This is a genomic window from Streptomyces sp. NPDC031100, assembly GCF_055570785.1.
Map to the genome: position 1 here is coordinate 222,036 of NZ_JBVIGN010000005.1, position 16,648 is coordinate 238,683.

The window sequence follows — 16,648 nt, forward strand, 5'->3', positions numbered from 1 at the left end:
CCGGAGCCGCGAGTAATGTCCTCACCTGCACAGACACATATCGCTTCCCTCGACATCGGAGGACCCGTTGTCCCGCTTCGCGCTCATCAAGGCAGTGCTCGGACCGATCATGCGCCTGATGTTCCGCCCACAGGTGGAGGGCGCGGAGCACATCCCCGGGGACGGCCCGGTCATTCTGGCCGGAAATCACCTGACCTTCATCGACTCGATGATCCTGCCCCTGGTCTGCGACCGTCAGGTCTACTTCATCGGCAAGGACGAGTACGTCACCGGCAAGAGCTTCAAGGGCCGGCTCATGGCCTGGTTCTTCACCGGCGTCGGCATGATCCCGGTGGACCGTGACGGTGGTCGCGGAGGTGTGGCGGCGCTCATGACCGGCCGCCGCATCCTGGAAGAGGGCAAGATCTTCGGCATCTACCCGGAGGGCACGCGGTCTCCCGACGGCCGCCTCTACCGCGGCCGCACCGGCATCGCCCGCCTCACGCTGATGACGGGCGCGCCGGTGGTCCCCTTCGCGATGATCGGCACGGACAAGCTGCAGCCGGGCGGGGCGGGGATGCCGCGGCCCGGGCGCGTGACGGTGCGGTTCGGCGAGGCGATGGAGTTCTCGCGGTACGACGGGATGGACCGTGACCGCTATGTGCTGCGGGCTGTGACCGATTCCGTGATGGCTGAGGTCATGCGGCTGTCCGGGCAGGAGTACGTGGATATGTACGCCACGAAGGCCAAGGCTGCCTGAGCGCTGTAGGGCGACTCCTGTTACCCGGCGTTTTCCAGTTTCTGGTTCTTCAGCAAGAACCATGCTGCCGCTGCCGTTGCCAGTAGGACTGCCGCTCCTGCGCCCGAGGCCAGTTGCAGGCCGTGGACGAAAGAGGTGCGGGCCGCTTCCAGCATGGTCTCCGCCGTGTGCGGGGGCATGGTCTTCGATGCCTCCACCGCCGCTCCCAGTGACTCGTGGGCCGTTGCCGGGGTTCCGGTCGGGCCGGTGAAGTCGCGGTAGACGCCGGTCACGATCGAGCCGAGCAGGGCGATGCCGAGGGCCGCGCCCAGTTCGTACGCCGTCTCGGAGACCGCGGAGGCGGCACCCGCCTGGTCCTTGGGCACGCTGGACAGGATCACGTCGGCCGTCACCGTGAAGGAGAAGCCGGCGCCGATGCCGACGACCAGGAGCGCGGCGCCGAGGAGCGGGTATCCGGTGGACCGGCTCACCGTCGTCAGCACGGCCAGGGCCACACCGACCGCCGCCAGGCCGCCCGAGACGACGGCCCGTACCGAGAAGCGGCGGGCCGCGCGGCCCGCGACCAGTCCGGCCGCCACCGCGCCGACGGCGGCGGGCAGTTCGGCCAGGCCCGCCTCGAACGGGCGCCTGCCCTGGACGAGTTGCAGGTACTGGGAGAGGAAGAACACCAGGCCGGACATGCCCAGCACGGTCAGCAGGTCGGCGAGCACGGCTCCGCTGAAGCCGCGGCGCCGGAACAGGCGCATGTCGAGCAGCGGGGTCGGCATGGTGAGCTGGCGGTGCACGAAGCTGTAGAGAGCCGTCGCGCCCAGCAGGGCCGCGCCGAGCGTGGGCCAGGTGAAGCCGTGGGTGGCGGCCTCCTTGACCGCGTAGACCAGGGCGATCATGCCGACGAGCGACAGAACGACGCTGATCAGGTCCCAGGGGCCGGGGTTCGGGTTGCGGGACTCGGGCAGCGTGCGGATGCCGACGAGCACCAGGACCGCCATCACCGGCAGGTTGATCAGGAAGACCGAGCCCCACCAGAAGTGTTCCAGCAGGAAGCCGCCCGCGATGGGGCCGACCGCGGTGCCGGCGGAGGCGGTGGCGCCCCAGATGCCGACGGCGAGGCTGCGCTCACGCGGGTCGTGGAAGAGGTTGCGGATCAGGGCGAGGGTGGCGGGCATCAGGGTCGCGCCCGCGACGCCGAGCAGGGCCCGCGCCAGGATCATCAGCTCGGGTGTCGTGGCGTAGGCGTTGAGGACGGAGATCGCGCCGAACGCGGTCGCGCCGACGAGCAGGATGCGCTTGCGGCCGATGCGGTCGCCGAGGCTGCCCATGGAGACCAGCAGACCGGCGATGACGAAGGAGTAGACGTCGCCGATCCACAGCAGCTGGGTGCCGGAGGGTCCCAGGTCTTCGCTGATGTACGGGGTCGCTAGGCCGAGGACGGTGGCGTCGACGGCCACCAGCAGCACGGCCAGGACGAGGACGGAGAGCGCGAGCCAGCGGCCCTGACGCTTCCCCACCTCCGCCACGCGAGCCGGCTGCAGGGTGCTGGTCATGATTCCTCTCTTCGTAGTGCGCCGCCGAGCAACAGCTCGACGATCATGTGGGTGAAGTCCTTGGCGGCGACGCGGCCTTCCGAGACCGCCCAGGCGCCGGAGGCCAGCAGGCCGTACAGCGCCTCGCTGAGCCAGGCCGGGGTGAGGTCGATACGGAACTCGCCGCTCTCCTGGCCGCGCCGGAACAGGGCCGTGAGGCGCTCGTCGATCCGGGCCCAGCCCTGGTTCTGCTGCTCGCCCTCGAACAGCTGGTTCTCGGTGTAGAGGAAGGCGAGCAGGCCGGCCGAGGGTTCGATCGCCCGGACCAGGCGGCGTACGGCCTCGCCCGCCGGACCCTCGTCCAGGCGGGCCGTGTCCAGGGCCGCCTCGCACTCCGCGATGCCGAGCGCCTCCAGCGCCCGTACGAGCGCGTCGCGCCCGGCGAAGTGGCGGTGCAGCGTGGCCCGGCTGATCCCGGCGGCCTTGGCCACCTCGTCCATGGTCGCCGTGGACTTACGGGTCAGCAGGGCGGCTGCGCTGCGCAGCACGTGGTCACGATCCAAGGCCATGAGACAACCATAGCCCATGTGAGACATTTTTGTCTCACCATAGGCATGCGCGACTCATAGTCGCTGGTCGGCGGAGGTGATCGGTCAGTGCCAGGGCAGCTGTCCGCGCCGCTCCCAGTAAGTGCCCGGGTCCTCCACGAGCGTGGCGAGGCGGGTCAGCTGGTCCGCGTCCAGGTCCACCGCGGGCGCGTGGAGGTTGGAGGCGAGCTGGGTGACGGTCGCGGCACCGGAGAGGACGACACCGGCCCAGGGCTGGCGCAGGATCAGGGCGAGGGCGACGGCGTCACAGCCGAGGTCCGTCTCCTCGGCGACGGCCTTCAGCACGTCCGGGGCGTGCGGCGCGGCGAGCCGGCCGTTGGCCATGCCCTCCTTGACGATGACCGTCAGTCCGGCGTCGTGCGCCTCGGCGAGTGCGGGTGCCGCCGAGGTCTCCAGGGCGTTGTACGTCGACTGGACGGTACGGAAGAGGGGCTCGCCGTCGACCGTCACCTGGAGGGCGGCACGGATCGCGTCGGCCTGGGCGGGGCCGCTGGTGGAGAAGCCGATGCTGAGGCCCCCGGCGGCGGCCTCGGCGAGCTTGGCGTGGAGTTCCTTGTCGGTGAGGGCGGGGCTGTCCGGGGTCACCGAGTGGATCTGGTAGAGGTCGAGCCGGTCGCCGAGGAGTGCGTCGGTCTCGGCGCGCTGCCGCTCGTAAGCCGCCAGGCTGTGGTCCTTGACCTCGTGCTGTTCTGCATCGGCGGACCAGCCGGCGGTGTAGGTGTAGCCCCACTTGCTGCCGACGACCACGTCGTCGATGTCCGGTCGGGCGTTCAGCCAGTCGGCGAGGAACTCCTCGGAGCGGCCGTAGGAGCGGGCGGCGTCGAAGTAGCGCACGCCCTGGGCGTAGGCGGCGTCGAGCAGGTCATGGGTGCGGTCGCGCAGGGCGTCGACGCTGCGGACCGGCGGGAGGTCCTCCTCGCGGCCCAGGTTGATGTAGCCGGGGCGGCCGACGGCGGCCAGGCCGAGGCCGATGTGGCAGGTCGGCGTCGTGGCGTGCGCGAGACGGGCGAAGGGCATCGCGGGCTCCGTTCGGTCGGCTCCGTGGAGCCTGTGTCATGGCCCCGCCCGGCCGGGGCCATGACACAGGCTCTTATGGCTCATGACCAACGTAACCCCCAGGGTGCGGGCGGACACGGCGGTCAGGCGGCCGCGTCGACCGGTCTGCTCTCGTCCAGAGCGCGCCGTACGTACGTCACGTAGCGGTCGAACAGTTCGGGTTGGCCCGTCCGGGCGATGTCGAGCACGGGTGAGTCGGCTCGCCGCACCCCCGGCAGGTAGTGCGAGGTACGGCAGCGGCCCGATGCGGAGTCGGGGTCGACGAGGGAGACGTAGCAGGTGGGCAGGTGCCGGGTGAAGAGGACGGTCATTTGTCCGGCGTGGCCCTCCGCCCTGAAGTCCCGGGCGACTCCGGCCAGTTGACGGGCGGACTGCGCTGCCCGGTCCGGCAGGCCGGGGTCGCCGATGCTGCGGGCGTACTCGACGGTCAGGGCCGACTCCGGATCGGCCACCAGATAGGTGATCCGCACGCCCTGGCTCAGCAGCCGGCGCACGGGGTCGGTGAAGTCGCGCTCGGGTCGGGAGACGAACAGGCTGGTCAGGCTGCGCAGGGCGACACCGATCTCGATGATCTCCGTCTGTGCCCCTTCGAGGAACGCGGCCTTCTCCGTGGGCGCGGGCCGTCCGTGGGCGTGGACGGTCAGGCCGCGCCCGCCGTCACCGGTGGTCAGTCGCTCGTCGATGACCCCGCCCAGCTCCTGAAGGAACGTCTGCCGCTCGGCGTCCCGCAGGAACAGGTCGTAGTAGAAGGGGACGGCGACACCGGCCGCCGCGAAGAGAGCGAGTTCGTTGAGGACGGTCCAGCCGAAACCGTCGCGGCCGTTGGACAGCAGGGCCAGGCTCAGGCCCGCGAGCAGGACGCACAGAGCCAGGGCGGCGCGGAATCTGCTCAGCAGCCGACGGCTCCCCGGCGCGTTGTTCTCCATGGTTTCCCCCCGCCTCCCTGTCTGCCCGGGGAGGCGGGGGTTCACGCGCGGGGTCTTGTCACTTCTTGGCGTCTGCCCAGGCGTGCTGGGCCGCCACGTCCGCCTTGACCTCGGTGAGCTGGACGGCGACCGCGCTGGGTGCCGTACCGCCGCGGCCGCCCCGGGAGGCGAGGGCGCCGGGGACGTTGAGGACCGTGCGGACCTCGGGGGTCAGGTGGGCGGAGATCTTCGCGAACTGCTCGTCGGTCAGCTCGTCCAGCTCCTTGCCGTCCGCCTCCGCGACCTTCACGCACTCCCCCGCGACCTCGTGGGCCACGCGGAACGGCACGCCCTGCTTGACCAGCCACTCGGCGATGTCGGTGGCGAGCGAGAAGCCGGCCGGGGCCAGCTCCTCCATGCGCTCGCGGTTGACCGTGAGGGTGGCGATCATGCCGGTGAAGGCGGGGAGCAGGACCTCCAGCTGGTCGCAGGAGTCGAAGACCGGCTCCTTGTCCTCCTGGAGGTCGCGGTTGTAGGCGAGGGGCAGCGCCTTGAGCGTGGCCATGAGACCGGTCAGGTTGCCGATCAGGCGGCCCGACTTGCCGCGCGCCAGCTCCGCGATGTCCGGGTTCTTCTTCTGCGGCATGATCGACGAGCCCGTGGAGAACGCGTCGTGCAGGGTCACGAAGGAGAACTCCTTCGTGTTCCAGATGATGATCTCCTCGGAGATCCGGGAGAGGTTCACGCCGATCATCGCGGTGATGAAGGCGAACTCGGCGACGAAGTCACGGGAGGCCGTGCCGTCGATGGAGTTGCCGACGCTGCCGTGCTCGAAGCCGAGGTCCTCGGCGACCGCCTCCGGGTCCAGGCCGAGGGAGGAGCCCGCGAGGGCGCCGGAGCCGTACGGCGACACGGCCGTGCGCTCGTCCCACTGGCGCAGCCGCTCGGCGTCCCGGGACAGCGACTGGACGTGGGCCAGGACGTGGTGGGCGAAGAGCACCGGCTGGGCGTGCTGCAGGTGGGTGCGGCCGGGCATCGCCACGTCCGGGTGGGCCTCGGCGAGGCCGATCAGCGCGTCCTGGAGGTCGGCGATCAGGCCGCCGATGATCCGGGCGTGGTCCCGCAGGTACATCCGGAAGAGGGTCGCCACCTGGTCGTTCCTCGACCGGCCGGCGCGCAGCTTGCCGCCCAGGTCCGGGCCGAGGCGCTCCAGCAGGCCGCGCTCCAGGGCCGTGTGGACGTCCTCATCGGCGATCGTGCCCACGAAGGAGCCGGCGGCGACGTCCGCTTCCAGCTGGTCGAGGCCCGCGACCATGCGCGTCAGCTCGTCCTCGGTGAGCAGGCCCGCCTTGTGTAGCACGCGCGCGTGGGCACGCGAACCGGCGATGTCGTAGGGCGCGAGCCGCCAGTCGAAGTGGACGGACGCGGACAGCTTCGCCAGGGCCTCGGCGGGACCGTCGGCGAAACGGCCGCCCCAGAGCCGTACGTCACCGCTGTTGCTGCTCACTTGCGCTGCTCCTAGAGAGAGTGGATGGACGGAACCGTGGCTACGCGAGGTCACGCTTGGCGGCGATCTTCGACGACAGGCTGTAGATGTCGATGAAGCCCTTGGCCGCGGCCTGGTCGAAGGTGTCGCCGGTGTCGTAGGTGGCGAGGTTGAAGTCGTACAGGGACGACTCGGAACGCCGGCCGGTGACGACCGCGCGGCCGCCGTGCAGGGTCATCCGGATGTCGCCGGTCACGTGCTGGTTGGCCTCGTCGACGAAGCCCTCCAGGGCGCGCTTGAGCGGGGAGAACCACTGGCCGTCGTAGACCAGTTCGCCCCAGCGCTGGTCGACCTGCCGCTTGTAGCGGGCCAGCTCGCGCTCGACGGTGACGTTCTCCAGCTCCTGGTGGGCAGTGATGAGCGCGATCGCGCCCGGGGCCTCGTACACCTCGCGGGACTTGATGCCGACGAGGCGGTCCTCGACCATGTCGATCCGGCCGATGCCCTGGGCGCCGGCGCGCTCGTTGAGCTGCTGGATCGCCTGGAGGACGGTGACCGGCTTGCCGTCGATCGCGACCGGGACGCCCTCCTTGAAGGTGATGATCACCTCGTCGGCCTCGCGCGCCACGGCCGGGTTCTGCGTGTACTCGTAGATGTCCTCGATCGGGGCGTTCCAGATGTCCTCCAGGAAGCCCGTCTCGACCGCGCGCCCGAAGACGTTCTGGTCGATGGAGTACGGGGACTTCTTGGTGGTGGCGATCGGAAGCTGCTTCTCCTCGCAGAAAGCGATCGCCTTGTCGCGGGTCATCGCGTAGTCGCGGACCGGGGCGATGCACTTCAGGTCGGGGGCGAGGGCGACGATGCCGGCCTCGAAGCGGACCTGGTCGTTGCCCTTGCCGGTGCAGCCGTGGGCGACCGTGGTCGCGCCGTGCTTCTGGGCGGCGGCGACGAGGTGCTTGACGATCGTCGGCCGGGAGAGGGCGGAGACCAGCGGGTAGCGGTCCATGTAGAGGGCGTTGGCCTTGATCGCCGGGAGGCAGTACTCGTCGGCGAACTCGTCCTTGGCGTCGGCGACCTCGGCCTCGACGGCACCGCAGGCGAGGGCGCGCTTGCGGATGACGTCCAGGTCCTCTCCGCCCTGGCCGACGTCCACCGCGACGGCGATGACCTCGGCGCCCGTCTCCTCGGCGATCCAGCCGATGGCGACGGAGGTGTCCAGACCGCCCGAGTAGGCGAGTACGACGCGCTCGGTCACGGGTTTCTCCTCACACTGCAATCACTGACATGCATGAGTATGCAGAGCACTGCATGATTCGTCAATTCTCGGATCGCTTGAACAACAGCAACCGCTTTCCCGTACTCCCCACCGAACGCTGGCGCCGCGTTGATCACAACCCACTCCTGACCCAAGTGAGGCAGTCGCATGTCCAGGGCACTTCCGAAGTACAACAAGCGTCGCGTGGCGATCATCGGCGGCGCTGCCGCCGTGGTGCTCTCCGGCGCGGTGATCGCCGGTTCCGCCCTTGCCGGTACGCCCGCCAGGAGCAACGGCGCCACCGACGCCCGCACCCTCGCGAGCCCCGGCACCATCACCTGCCCCGACGTGAAGTCGAAGCTGCCCGCGATTCCGGCCTCCGCCCAGGCCGAGGTCGACCGCAACCTCGCCCTCCTCCAGACCCAGGTCCGGGAGGCCAGCACGCGACTGAAGAACACCGTGGGGCAGGGCGGACCCAACTTCGTGCAGAACGCGATCCTCGGCCCCCTCAAGGACAAGCGCGTCTCCACCATCGACCGCATCGCCATCGCCATCGGCCGCAAGGGGACCAGGCCGACCGGGCTGGACGCGCTGGCACCGTGCACCCTGAACGCGGGCGGGACCGGGGGCGCGAACGCGGGCGGCCAGGGGTCCGCCACCGCCGCCCCGAGCACCGCGGCGAACCAGCAGTCGGGCGGCGGGGCCGCGGCCGGCGGGAGCACCGCGGCGGGCACGATCACCTGCCCGGACGTGGCTTCCCGGCTGCCGGCCGTACCGGCCTCCGCGAAGGCCGAGGTCGACCGCAACCTCGCCCTCCTCCAGAAGCAGATCCAGGAGGCCGGCACACGGCTCGCCGACACCGTCGGCCAGGGCGGGCCGAACTTCGTCAACAACGCGATCCTCGGCCCGCTGAAGGACAAGCGCGTCTCGACCATCGACCGCATCGCCATCGCCATCGGCCGCACCTCGGCCAAGCCGACCGGCCTGGACTCGCTGGCCGCCTGCACGCTCACCAAGTGAGCTGACAGGCAGCCGTGGCCGCCCCGCCGATGCGCCGGCCGGGGCGGCCACGGTGGAGACGACCCAACGGATCCGGAATTCCTTAGACAGTCGAACGAATTTCGTCGATAATCGGTCGGCATGGGAAAGACTTATGAGCGCATAGACGGCAGACTCCGGACGTTCATCGAGGAACAGCCCGTCTTCTTCACGGCGACCGCGCCGCTCGCCGGCGACGGCACGGTGAACCTCTCCCCCAAGGGCCTCACGGGCTCCTTCGCGGTGCTCGACGAACTCACCCTGGCATACCTCGACTTCGCCGGGTCCAACGCCGAGACCATCGCGCACCTGCGGGAGAACGGGCGGATCACGCTCATGTGGTGCGCCTTCCAGGGGCCGCCGAACATCGTGCGGGTGCACGGCCGGGGCGAGGCGGTCTTCCGGGACGACCCGCGCTTCGAGGAACTGCTCACCCATTTCCCGGAGATCGACCCGAGCCTGCACGGGCTGCGCGCGGTCATCGTCGTCCACGCCGACCTGGTGCGCGACAGCTGCGGCTACGCGGTCCCCTACATGGCCTACGAGGAGGACCGCGACCTGCACGGAAAGCGCTTCGCACGCGAGGACGACGCCTCGCTGAGCGAGTACTTCACGAAGAAGGAGCACATCGCGACGAGCCTGGATGGCCTACCCGGGCTGCCGTTGCCGCTCCCGCCGTCTAGCTTCTGAGGCATGCGCCCCGCTGTCGCCCTCGCCCTCGTGTCCGCGTCCGTCTGCGGCCTCGCCCTCGCACCCGACCGCGCGCCGGTCCCGTTGCCCGCTCAGATGGCGGACACCGGCGGCGGCACCCAGCTCATCACGGCCCAGGCACCGGCCACCGACTCGACGTCCGGCACGGTCACCTGGTGGGACCTGCGGGACGGCCAGTGGACGGCGACCGGGTCCGCGGCGGCCCGGTTCGGGTCGAACGGGCTGGTGGAGGGGGGCGCACGGGTGCAGGGGACGAACACGACCCCGACCGGGCTGTACGGCTTCCCCTTCGCCTTCGGGATCAAGGCGGCGCCTGCCGGCACGCGCGTCAGCTACCGGGTGGTGAAGAAGACTTCCTGGTGGTGCGAGGACAACGACTCCGCCTCCTACAACCGCTGGGTGGACCCTCTGCCGGCCGACTGCCGTGCCTCGGAGTCCGAGGAACTGATCTCCTACGATCCCCAGTACGCGTACGGGCTCGTCATCGGGTTCAACTACGACCAGCCCGTGCGCGGGCGGGGGGCCGGGATCTTCCTGCACGTGAACGGACAGGCGGCGACGGCCGGTTGTGTGTCCGTGCCCGAGGAGGCCATGCAGCGGATCCTGAAGTGGGCGGACCCCGGCAGGAGGCCGCACATCGCGATCGGCACGGTGGACGGGGCCACGGCCCTCACGCGTTATTGACCTCCCCCAGGGGCAACCGCACCGTGAACGTCGTAGACCCTGGTGCCGACAGGTGTGCAAACGCGCGTTGGCCAACAGGTTGGCCCACACCACCTGGACCGGTCCCCACCGGGTCTGGACGGTGTCGCCGGTGCAGGTGTCGGGAGCGACGTACACCAGCGACGGTTACCGCCGGTCACTCCAGTCCGCCCTCGACTCCGCAGGGCTCTGAACACATACCGCATCCGGCACGTATCTGTGGGCCAAGGGTCAAGTCCCCACGGAGGAACCGTGACCACCACGCTCGCAGGCGGACGTGCCGCCCGCCGCCAGACGATGCGCCGCATCCGCCCGCGCCGCTCCCCGGCCGTTCCGCTGCTGCTCGCGGTCGCGGCGGGCGCGGCGGCCGTGCTGTGGCTCTGGTGGCACAACACCTCGTCCATCGCCGACGACAACAGCAAGATCCTGAACGCGGGCCGCATCACCGGCCTGCTGGCCGGCTATCTGATGGCGCTGGTCGTCCTCCAGATGGCGCGCGTACCGGCGCTGGAGAGGCGCGTCGGCTCCGACCGGGTGGCCCGCTGGCACGCGATGAGCGGCCGGTACACGCTCAGCCTGGTCGTGGCGCACGTCTTCCTCACCATGTGGGGGTACGCGCTCCAGGCGGGCAAGTCGCTCGGCGACATCGTCCAGCAGACCATCGACTCCATCAACCAGCTCCCGGACATGGGCAAGGCCGCCATCGGCACCGGCCTGTTCGTGGTCATCGGCCTGACGTCGATCGGCCCGGTCCGCCGCAGGCTGCCGTACGACACCTGGTACCACGTCCACCTGCTCACGTACGCGGCGGTGTTCCTGACGTTCTGGCACCAGATCACCTCCGGCAACGACTTCGCGGTCGAGCCGTCCGCCAAGACCTTCTGGTACGGGCTCTACGGCAGCGTCACCGCGCTCGTGTTCTGGTACCGGATCCTCACCCCGATCCGGCTGAACCTCCGTCACCGCATGCGCGTCGAGGCGGTGATCGAGGAGACGCCGGGCATCGTGTCCGTGCTGATCGGCGGGCGGAAGCTGCACCGGATGGGCGCGGAGGCGGGCCACTTCTTCCGCTGGCGGTTCCTCGCGCCCGGGATGCGGTTCAGCTCGCACCCGTACTCGCTGTCGGCGGCGCCCCGCCCCGACATGCTGCGGATCACGGTGAAGGCGATCGGCGACCACAGCGCCCGGCTGCGCGAGCTGACGCCCGGCACCCGGGTGTGGGCGGAGGGCCCGTACGGCGCGATGACGGCGCAGCGGCGCAGCAAGGGCAAGGTGCTGCTGGTGGCGGGCGGGGTCGGCATCACGCCGATGCGGGCGCTGTTCGAGACGCTGCCCGGGGCGGCCGGTGACATCACCCTGCTCTACCGGGCCAACACCACCCAGGACCTGGCGCTGTGGGACGAGCTGGCCACGATCGCCGACGAGCGGGGCGCCCGGCTGATGTACGCGGTCAACAGCCCCGACGGCGAGCGGCCGGACATCTCCGCGGAGAACCTCCAGCGGAAGATCCCGGACATCGAGCGCCACGATGTCTTCATGTGCGGCCCGCCCGGGTTCGCGCAGTCGGTGTACGAGGCACTGCGCGGCGCGGGAGTCCCCGCGCGCCGTATCCACCACGAGTCGTTCGAGATGTGAGCGGGAGCTGTAAAGCGATGAGGAAGAGCCACCCCCTACGGCGCGTCGTGCTGGCCACCGCGGCCACCGTGTCCGGCGTCGTGCTGCTGCTGTCGCTGAAGCCCGCGTCGGATCCGGCCGCGGCGTCGGCGGCGGGCGCGGCATCGCAGCAGACGGCGGCGGGGCAGGAGGCGCCGCAGGGCGGAGCCGGGTCCGGCACGGTGACCGGTGACGCGGCACAGACCGAGTACGGGGTCGTGCAGGTACGGCTGACCGTCGCGGGCGGCAAGATCACCAAGGCGGAGGCGGTGCAGGCGCCCAAGGGCGGCCTCAGCGACCAGAAGACCGCCCTCGCCGTGCCCAAACTCAACCAGGAGGCCGTCGCGGCGCAGAGTGCGCAGATCGACGCGGTGTCCGGGGCGACGTACACGAGCACGGGGTACAGGAAATCCCTGCAGTCGGCGCTGGACAAGGTGAAGGCCTCCTCGGCGGGCTCCTCCGGTTCGTCCGGCTCGTCCGGCTCGGGTCAGGCTGGGGCGCGTACCGTCACCGGCAAGGTCGCCCAGACGCAGTACGGCCCGGTGCAGGTGCGGATCACGGTCGCGGGCGGCAAGATCACCAAGGCCGAGGCGGTGCAGGCGCCCAAGGGCGGCCTCAGCGACCAGAAGACCGACCTCGCCGTGCCCAAGCTCAACCAGGAGGCCGTCGCGGCCGGGAACGCGACCATCGACGCGGTCTCCGGCGCCACCTACACCAGCACCGGCTACCAGCAGTCGCTGCAGTCGGCGCTGGACCAGGCCGGTGGCTGACGCGGTGGCCGAGCCGGCTGAAGCTCCCGCCGCGGTGCGTCATGCGGAGGAGGTCATGGGGACCGTCTTCTCCTTCGACGTGCGCGGCGGGGAACCCGATGCGGTACGGCAGGCCCTTCGGGAGGCGGTCGCGGACCTGCACCGGGTCGACGCGCTCTTCTCCACGTACCGCGAGGACAGCGAGGTGTCCCGGCTGGCCCGGGGCGAGCTGGCCGTGGCGCAGTGTGCCCCCGAGGTGGCCGAGGTGCTGGAGCTCGCGGCCGAGGCGGAGCGGGCGAGCGAGGGCTGGTTCAGCACCCGGTACCGGGGCTCGCTGGACCCGACCGGGATCGTGAAGGGCTGGTCGGCGGAGCGGGCGGCGCGGCTGCTGGCCGCGGTCGACGGGGTGTGCGGGGTCAGCGTGAACGGCGGCGGTGACGTCCAGATGCTGGGCGCGCCGGAGCCGCAGCGGCCGTGGCGGGTGGGGGTGGCCGATCCCCTGCGGCCGGGCGGGCTGGCGGCGGTGATCTCGGCGGCCGGGGTGGACGAGCTGTCGGTGGCCACTTCCGGTACGGCGGAGCGCGGTGCGCACATCGTGGATCCGCGGACCGGCAGGTCTGCGGTGACGGACCTGGTCGCCGTGACCGTGGTGGGGCCCCGGCTGACCTGGGTGGACTGCTGGGCCACGGCGGCGTTCGCGATGGGGTCGCGGGCGGGGCTGGCCTGGCTGGAGTCGCTGCCGGACGTCGAGGGCCTGCTGATCACCGCGGGCGACGAGGTGCGGTGCACCGGGGGGCTGGCCGCGCGGCTGGGCTGACCAGGTCGTTTTCTCGCGCGGTGATTTCTGTACGCCTGCGCAGGCATTTCCGTACGTTTGCACGGAAATTCGATTTTCAACCGGAACGCGATCCCGATTCCGCGCTGAGCCGTATCCCCTGTGAAGCTAGTTTCAGGAGGATCCATATGGCTATCTTCAGCAGCCTGATGCCGGCGAAGCACGGGGACCACGGCAAGGACTCGTCGGACCACGACACTTCACGGCACGGGCACCGTCACGACCACGGCGACCGTCATGACCACGGCGACCGTCACGGCCACGACCACGGCCACGGCGACCGCCACGGCCACAGCGGCCACTGATCGCACACGGAGGCTGAGCGGACCGGCGACGCAAGGACCCGGTCCGCTTCGCCGCACCCCGAGGAATGCATGCCATGGCGCAGTTCCTGCGGCGGCTGACGGCGGTGGACGAGACGTCCGACGCCGTGGTCGCGGCCGCGCCCGCGGTGGCCCCGCGTGAGGTGTTCCGCCGGTTCTGGCCGTACACCCGCGGTGGCCGGCGCTGGCTCGTGCCCGTCGTCCTCTTCAGCGTGCTCGGGCCCGTCGTCGACGCGACCGAGGTCTGGCTCTTCAAGATCGTCGTGGACGACGTGCTCGTCCCCCGGGATCTCAGACCCTTCCTGTGGATCGCACCGGCCTATCTGGGTCTCGTCGTCTGCTCCGGCATCCTGGGGTTCGCCGACGACGTGACGTCGACCTGGGTCGGCGAACGTTTCCTGCTCTCGCTGCGCTCCGACGTGTTCCGGCACGTCCAGGGGCTGTCGCTCGGCTTCTTCGAACGCCGACGGCTCGGGGACGTGCTGTCGCGGGTGACCGGCGACGTCGACGCGGTCGAGACGTTCCTGCTCTCGGGAGTGGCGGACGCCCTCTACTACGTGGTCCGCCTGGGCGTCTTCCTCGGCCTGCTGTTCTACCTGCAGTGGGACCTGACCCTGTTCGCGCTCGTGATCGTGCCGCTGTTCTGGGGGGCCGCGCGGCACTTCTCGGGGCTGATCAAGGAGGCCTCGCGGGAGCGCAGGCGCCGTAGCGGATCGATCAGCGCGGTCGCCGAGGAGTCGCTGGGCAACGTCGCCCTGGTGCAGGCGTACAACCGGCAGGGGTGGGAGGCGCGCCGGTTCGACCGGGAGAACACCGGCAGGTTCCGGGCGGCGATGGCCTCGGCGCGGATCCGGGCGGTCTACGGACCCGTCGTGGAGATCATCGAGGTGACCGGCGGTCTCGCGGTCATGGGCCTCGGCACCTGGAAGCTGGCCCAGGGCGAACTCACCCTGGGCGGGCTGCTGGTCTTCCTGGCGCTGATCGGCAAGCTCTACAGCCCCGTCCGCAGCCTGTCCCACCTCGGCACCACCTTCTACGCGGCGTCCGCCTCGGCCGAGCGGATCATCGAGCTGCTGGACCAGCGGCCGCAGGTGGCCGAGGCCCCGGGTGCCCGGCGGATCGGCCGGGCGCGGGGCGAGGTGGAGTTCGACGGCGTCTGGTTCCGCTATCCCGGTGCCTCCTCCTGGGCTTTGTCGGACGTGTCCTTCCGCGTGGCGCCCGGCGAGACGCTGGCGCTGGTCGGGGCCAGCGGGGCCGGCAAGTCGACGGTCGCGAAGCTGCAGCTGCGCTTCTACGACCCCGACCGGGGAGCGGTCCGCCTCGACGGGACCGACCTGCGCACCCTGCGCCTGTCCGACGTACGGGAGAGCGTCGCGGTGGTGCTGCAGGAGACGCTCGTCTTCCACGGCACCGTGCGGGACAACATCGCCTACGGCCGGCCGGAGGCGACGGAGGCGGACATCGTCGCGGCGGCGCGCGCCGCGGACGCGCACGAGTTCATCGAGGCGCTCCCGGAGGGCTACGACACGCTGGTCGGCCAGCGCGGCCGGACGCTGTCCGGCGGACAGTGCCAGCGCCTGGCGATCGCCCGCGCGATGATCAGGGACGCGCCCGTGCTGCTGCTCGACGAACCGACCACCGGGCTCGACGTCCGGTCGGGCCGGCGGATCATGGACCCGCTGCGCCGGCTCATGGCGGGGCGGACGACCGTCGTCATCTCCCACAACCTGCTGACCGTCCGTGACGCCACCCGCATCGTGGTCCTCGACCACGGCCGGGTCGTCGAGCACGGCGCCCACGACGAGCTGCTCGGCCGCGACGGGACCTACGCCCGGCTGCACCGTCTGAACAGCGCGACCAGGTCCGCGGCCCCGGGGAAGGTGCGGTCGTGAGCGCCGAGGCGCCCCCGCCCCTGGCACCGGGAGCGAGACCGGTCCCGGGCTACGAGGTCCTGGCGCATCTGACGCGCACCGGCTGGCTCGACGTCTACGACGCCTGGAGCGAGGAACGGGCCTGCCGCTGCGTGGTGAAGACGGTGCGTCCCGACCGCCGGGGGGAGTCCCGGCTGCGCGAGCGGCTGCTGCGGGAGGGCCGCTGGCTGTGCGGCTTCAGCCATCCGCACCTGGTGCGCGGGTACGCGGCCTTCGCTTCGCCCGAGCCGCTCGTGGTCCTGGAGACCCTGACCGGGGAGACGCTGTCCCACCTCCTGCACCGGTTGCGGCGGCGGCCGTCCGCCGCCGACGTGGCGCTCCTCGGCGTCCAGCTGTGTTCGGCGGTCCACTACCTCCATGGACAGGGCCTGCTGCATCTGGACCTCAAGCCGTCCAACGTGGTGGTGGAGCGCGGTCATGCGAAGGTGCTGGACCTGAGCGTCGCGCGGCCGCCCGGGCGTGCGCCCGCGGGCGTGGGCACGTGCTGCTATCTCGCCCCCGAGCAGGCCCGCGGCGGACCGCTGACAGCAGCCGCCGACGTGTGGGGCATCGGCATCACCCTGTACGAGGTCGCCTGCGGCGAGCTGCCGTTCCACTGCGGCGAGAGGCCGGCCGACTCCTACGCAGGGGACGAGACCGACAGTGACACCGCCCCGGACGCCCGGTACCTCCAGCTGGAGCGGAGCGCCCCGCCGATCACCTCCCGTCGACGCCTGCCACCCTCCCTGGCCGCCACCGTCGACAGCTGCCTCCACGCCGACGCGCCGTCCCGGCCCACGGTCACCGAACTGGCCGCCACCCTGGAGACCGCGCTGCCCGGCGGCCCACGGCACCCCGCGTCCCCCCACTGAGACGGGCCGGCGCCGGGTTCGCTCGTGGCGAGAGGGCAGCCGAGCCCTACGCCAGGGACGAGACCGACAGTGACACCGCCCCGGATGCCCGGTACCTCCAGCTGGAAGCGGAGCGCCCCGCCGATCACCTCCCGTCGACGCCTGCCGCCCACCCTCCACCGTCGACAGCTGCCTCCACGCCGACGCGCCGTCCCGGCCCACGGTCACCGAACTGGCCGCCGCCCTGGAGACCGTGCTGCCCGGCCCGCGGCACCTCGCCTCCCGCCCCTGAGGGCCGGCCCTG

The 16,648-nt window shown here is 71.2% G+C and carries 16 protein-coding genes and 1 pseudogene; 11 read left to right on the forward strand and 6 right to left on the reverse strand.

The annotated features are described in order from the left end of the window. The first annotated feature begins 67 nt into the window (after positions 1-67). On the forward strand, positions 68-739 hold the full coding sequence (locus tag ACZ5DS_RS16835; RefSeq protein WP_468238682.1) for a lysophospholipid acyltransferase family protein: 672 nt from the start codon (positions 68-70) through the stop codon (positions 737-739). Between the two features lie 20 nt (positions 740-759). Here the strand turns inward: ACZ5DS_RS16835 and ACZ5DS_RS16840 are convergent, their stop codons facing one another. From ACZ5DS_RS16840 to ACZ5DS_RS16865, 6 genes are all read right to left on the reverse strand, one after another. Next, entirely contained in the window at positions 760-2,283 is a 1,524-nt protein-coding gene (locus ACZ5DS_RS16840) for an MFS transporter (RefSeq protein WP_468238685.1), read from the reverse strand. Next, positions 2,280-2,831, reverse strand: a complete 552-nt coding sequence (locus ACZ5DS_RS16845) for a TetR/AcrR family transcriptional regulator (RefSeq protein WP_468238687.1) — start codon at positions 2,829-2,831, stop codon at positions 2,280-2,282. Before ACZ5DS_RS16845 ends, ACZ5DS_RS16840 begins: the two co-directional genes overlap by 4 nt. Before the next feature lie 84 nt (positions 2,832-2,915). After that, positions 2,916-3,887, reverse strand: coding sequence for an aldo/keto reductase (locus ACZ5DS_RS16850; protein WP_468238690.1), 972 nt, complete (start codon positions 3,885-3,887; stop codon positions 2,916-2,918). 122 nt (positions 3,888-4,009) lie between these two features. Further along, positions 4,010-4,852: a hypothetical protein gene (locus ACZ5DS_RS16855; protein WP_468238692.1), complete on the reverse strand. Its 843-nt coding sequence runs from the start codon at positions 4,850-4,852 to the stop codon at positions 4,010-4,012. A 58-nt stretch (positions 4,853-4,910) separates the two neighbouring features. Continuing rightward, complete coding sequence (gene argH / locus ACZ5DS_RS16860; protein ID WP_468238694.1) at positions 4,911-6,338, reverse strand: argininosuccinate lyase; 1,428 nt, start codon at positions 6,336-6,338, stop codon at positions 4,911-4,913. Positions 6,339-6,378: 40 nt separating this feature from the next. Beyond that, positions 6,379-7,572: an argininosuccinate synthase gene (locus ACZ5DS_RS16865; RefSeq protein ID WP_468238696.1), complete on the reverse strand. Its 1,194-nt coding sequence runs from the start codon at positions 7,570-7,572 to the stop codon at positions 6,379-6,381. 168 nt (positions 7,573-7,740) lie between these two features. On the opposite strand from ACZ5DS_RS16865, the gene ACZ5DS_RS16870 reads away from it, so the two are divergent. From ACZ5DS_RS16870 to ACZ5DS_RS16915, 10 genes and pseudogenes are all read left to right on the forward strand, one after another. Then, positions 7,741-8,592, forward strand: coding sequence for a hypothetical protein (locus tag ACZ5DS_RS16870; protein WP_468238699.1), 852 nt, complete (start codon positions 7,741-7,743; stop codon positions 8,590-8,592). Positions 8,593-8,712: 120 nt separating this feature from the next. Then, on the forward strand, positions 8,713-9,300 hold the full coding sequence (locus ACZ5DS_RS16875) for a pyridoxamine 5'-phosphate oxidase family protein (RefSeq protein WP_468238702.1): 588 nt from the start codon (positions 8,713-8,715) through the stop codon (positions 9,298-9,300). Positions 9,301-9,303: 3 nt separating this feature from the next. After that, complete coding sequence (locus tag ACZ5DS_RS16880) at positions 9,304-10,005, forward strand: L,D-transpeptidase family protein (protein WP_468238705.1); 702 nt, start codon at positions 9,304-9,306, stop codon at positions 10,003-10,005. A 136-nt stretch (positions 10,006-10,141) separates the two neighbouring features. Next, positions 10,142-10,216 (forward strand): annotated as a pseudogene (locus tag ACZ5DS_RS16885) (FMN-binding protein); the annotation flags it as partial. 59 nt (positions 10,217-10,275) lie between these two features. Beyond that, positions 10,276-11,658, forward strand: coding sequence for a ferredoxin reductase family protein (locus ACZ5DS_RS16890; protein WP_468238708.1), 1,383 nt, complete (start codon positions 10,276-10,278; stop codon positions 11,656-11,658). Between the two features lie 17 nt (positions 11,659-11,675). Continuing rightward, on the forward strand, positions 11,676-12,446 hold the full coding sequence (locus tag ACZ5DS_RS16895; RefSeq protein ID WP_468238710.1) for an FMN-binding protein: 771 nt from the start codon (positions 11,676-11,678) through the stop codon (positions 12,444-12,446). Between the two features lie 55 nt (positions 12,447-12,501). Beyond that, entirely contained in the window at positions 12,502-13,242 is a 741-nt protein-coding gene (locus tag ACZ5DS_RS16900) for an FAD:protein FMN transferase (protein WP_468238713.1), read from the forward strand. A 146-nt stretch (positions 13,243-13,388) separates the two neighbouring features. Next, positions 13,389-13,565, forward strand: coding sequence for a hypothetical protein (locus ACZ5DS_RS16905; protein WP_468238715.1), 177 nt, complete (start codon positions 13,389-13,391; stop codon positions 13,563-13,565). Positions 13,566-13,639: 74 nt separating this feature from the next. Then, the gene (locus ACZ5DS_RS16910; RefSeq protein WP_468238717.1) at positions 13,640-15,475 is read left to right on the forward strand and encodes an ABC transporter ATP-binding protein; all 1,836 of its coding nucleotides are present in this window, start codon (positions 13,640-13,642) and stop codon (positions 15,473-15,475) included. Beyond that, positions 15,472-16,365: a serine/threonine-protein kinase gene (locus tag ACZ5DS_RS16915; RefSeq protein WP_468238720.1), complete on the forward strand. Its 894-nt coding sequence runs from the start codon at positions 15,472-15,474 to the stop codon at positions 16,363-16,365. The genes ACZ5DS_RS16910 and ACZ5DS_RS16915 overlap by 4 nt, the downstream gene beginning before the upstream one ends. Positions 16,366-16,648 lie beyond the last annotated feature (283 nt).

Excerpts from the sequence above, each read along its gene's own strand:
- ACZ5DS_RS16905 (WP_468238715.1), top strand. The coding sequence starts at position 13,389 with ATGGCTATCTTCAGCAGCCTGATGCCGGCGAAGCACGGGGACCACGGC.
- ACZ5DS_RS16880 (WP_468238705.1), top strand. The coding sequence starts at position 9,304 with ATGCGCCCCGCTGTCGCCCTCGCCCTCGTGTCCGCGTCCGTCTGCGGC.
- ACZ5DS_RS16850 (WP_468238690.1), bottom strand. The coding sequence starts at position 3,887 with ATGCCCTTCGCCCGTCTCGCGCACGCCACGACGCCGACCTGCCACATC.
- ACZ5DS_RS16845 (WP_468238687.1), bottom strand. The coding sequence starts at position 2,831 with ATGGCCTTGGATCGTGACCACGTGCTGCGCAGCGCAGCCGCCCTGCTG.
- ACZ5DS_RS16855 (WP_468238692.1), bottom strand. The coding sequence starts at position 4,852 with ATGGAGAACAACGCGCCGGGGAGCCGTCGGCTGCTGAGCAGATTCCGC.
- ACZ5DS_RS16900 (WP_468238713.1), top strand. The coding sequence starts at position 12,502 with ATGGGGACCGTCTTCTCCTTCGACGTGCGCGGCGGGGAACCCGATGCG.
- ACZ5DS_RS16870 (WP_468238699.1), top strand. The coding sequence starts at position 7,741 with ATGTCCAGGGCACTTCCGAAGTACAACAAGCGTCGCGTGGCGATCATC.
- ACZ5DS_RS16895 (WP_468238710.1), top strand. The coding sequence starts at position 11,676 with ATGAGGAAGAGCCACCCCCTACGGCGCGTCGTGCTGGCCACCGCGGCC.
- ACZ5DS_RS16910 (WP_468238717.1), top strand. The coding sequence starts at position 13,640 with ATGGCGCAGTTCCTGCGGCGGCTGACGGCGGTGGACGAGACGTCCGAC.
- ACZ5DS_RS16840 (WP_468238685.1), bottom strand. The coding sequence starts at position 2,283 with ATGACCAGCACCCTGCAGCCGGCTCGCGTGGCGGAGGTGGGGAAGCGT.
- ACZ5DS_RS16875 (WP_468238702.1), top strand. The coding sequence starts at position 8,713 with ATGGGAAAGACTTATGAGCGCATAGACGGCAGACTCCGGACGTTCATC.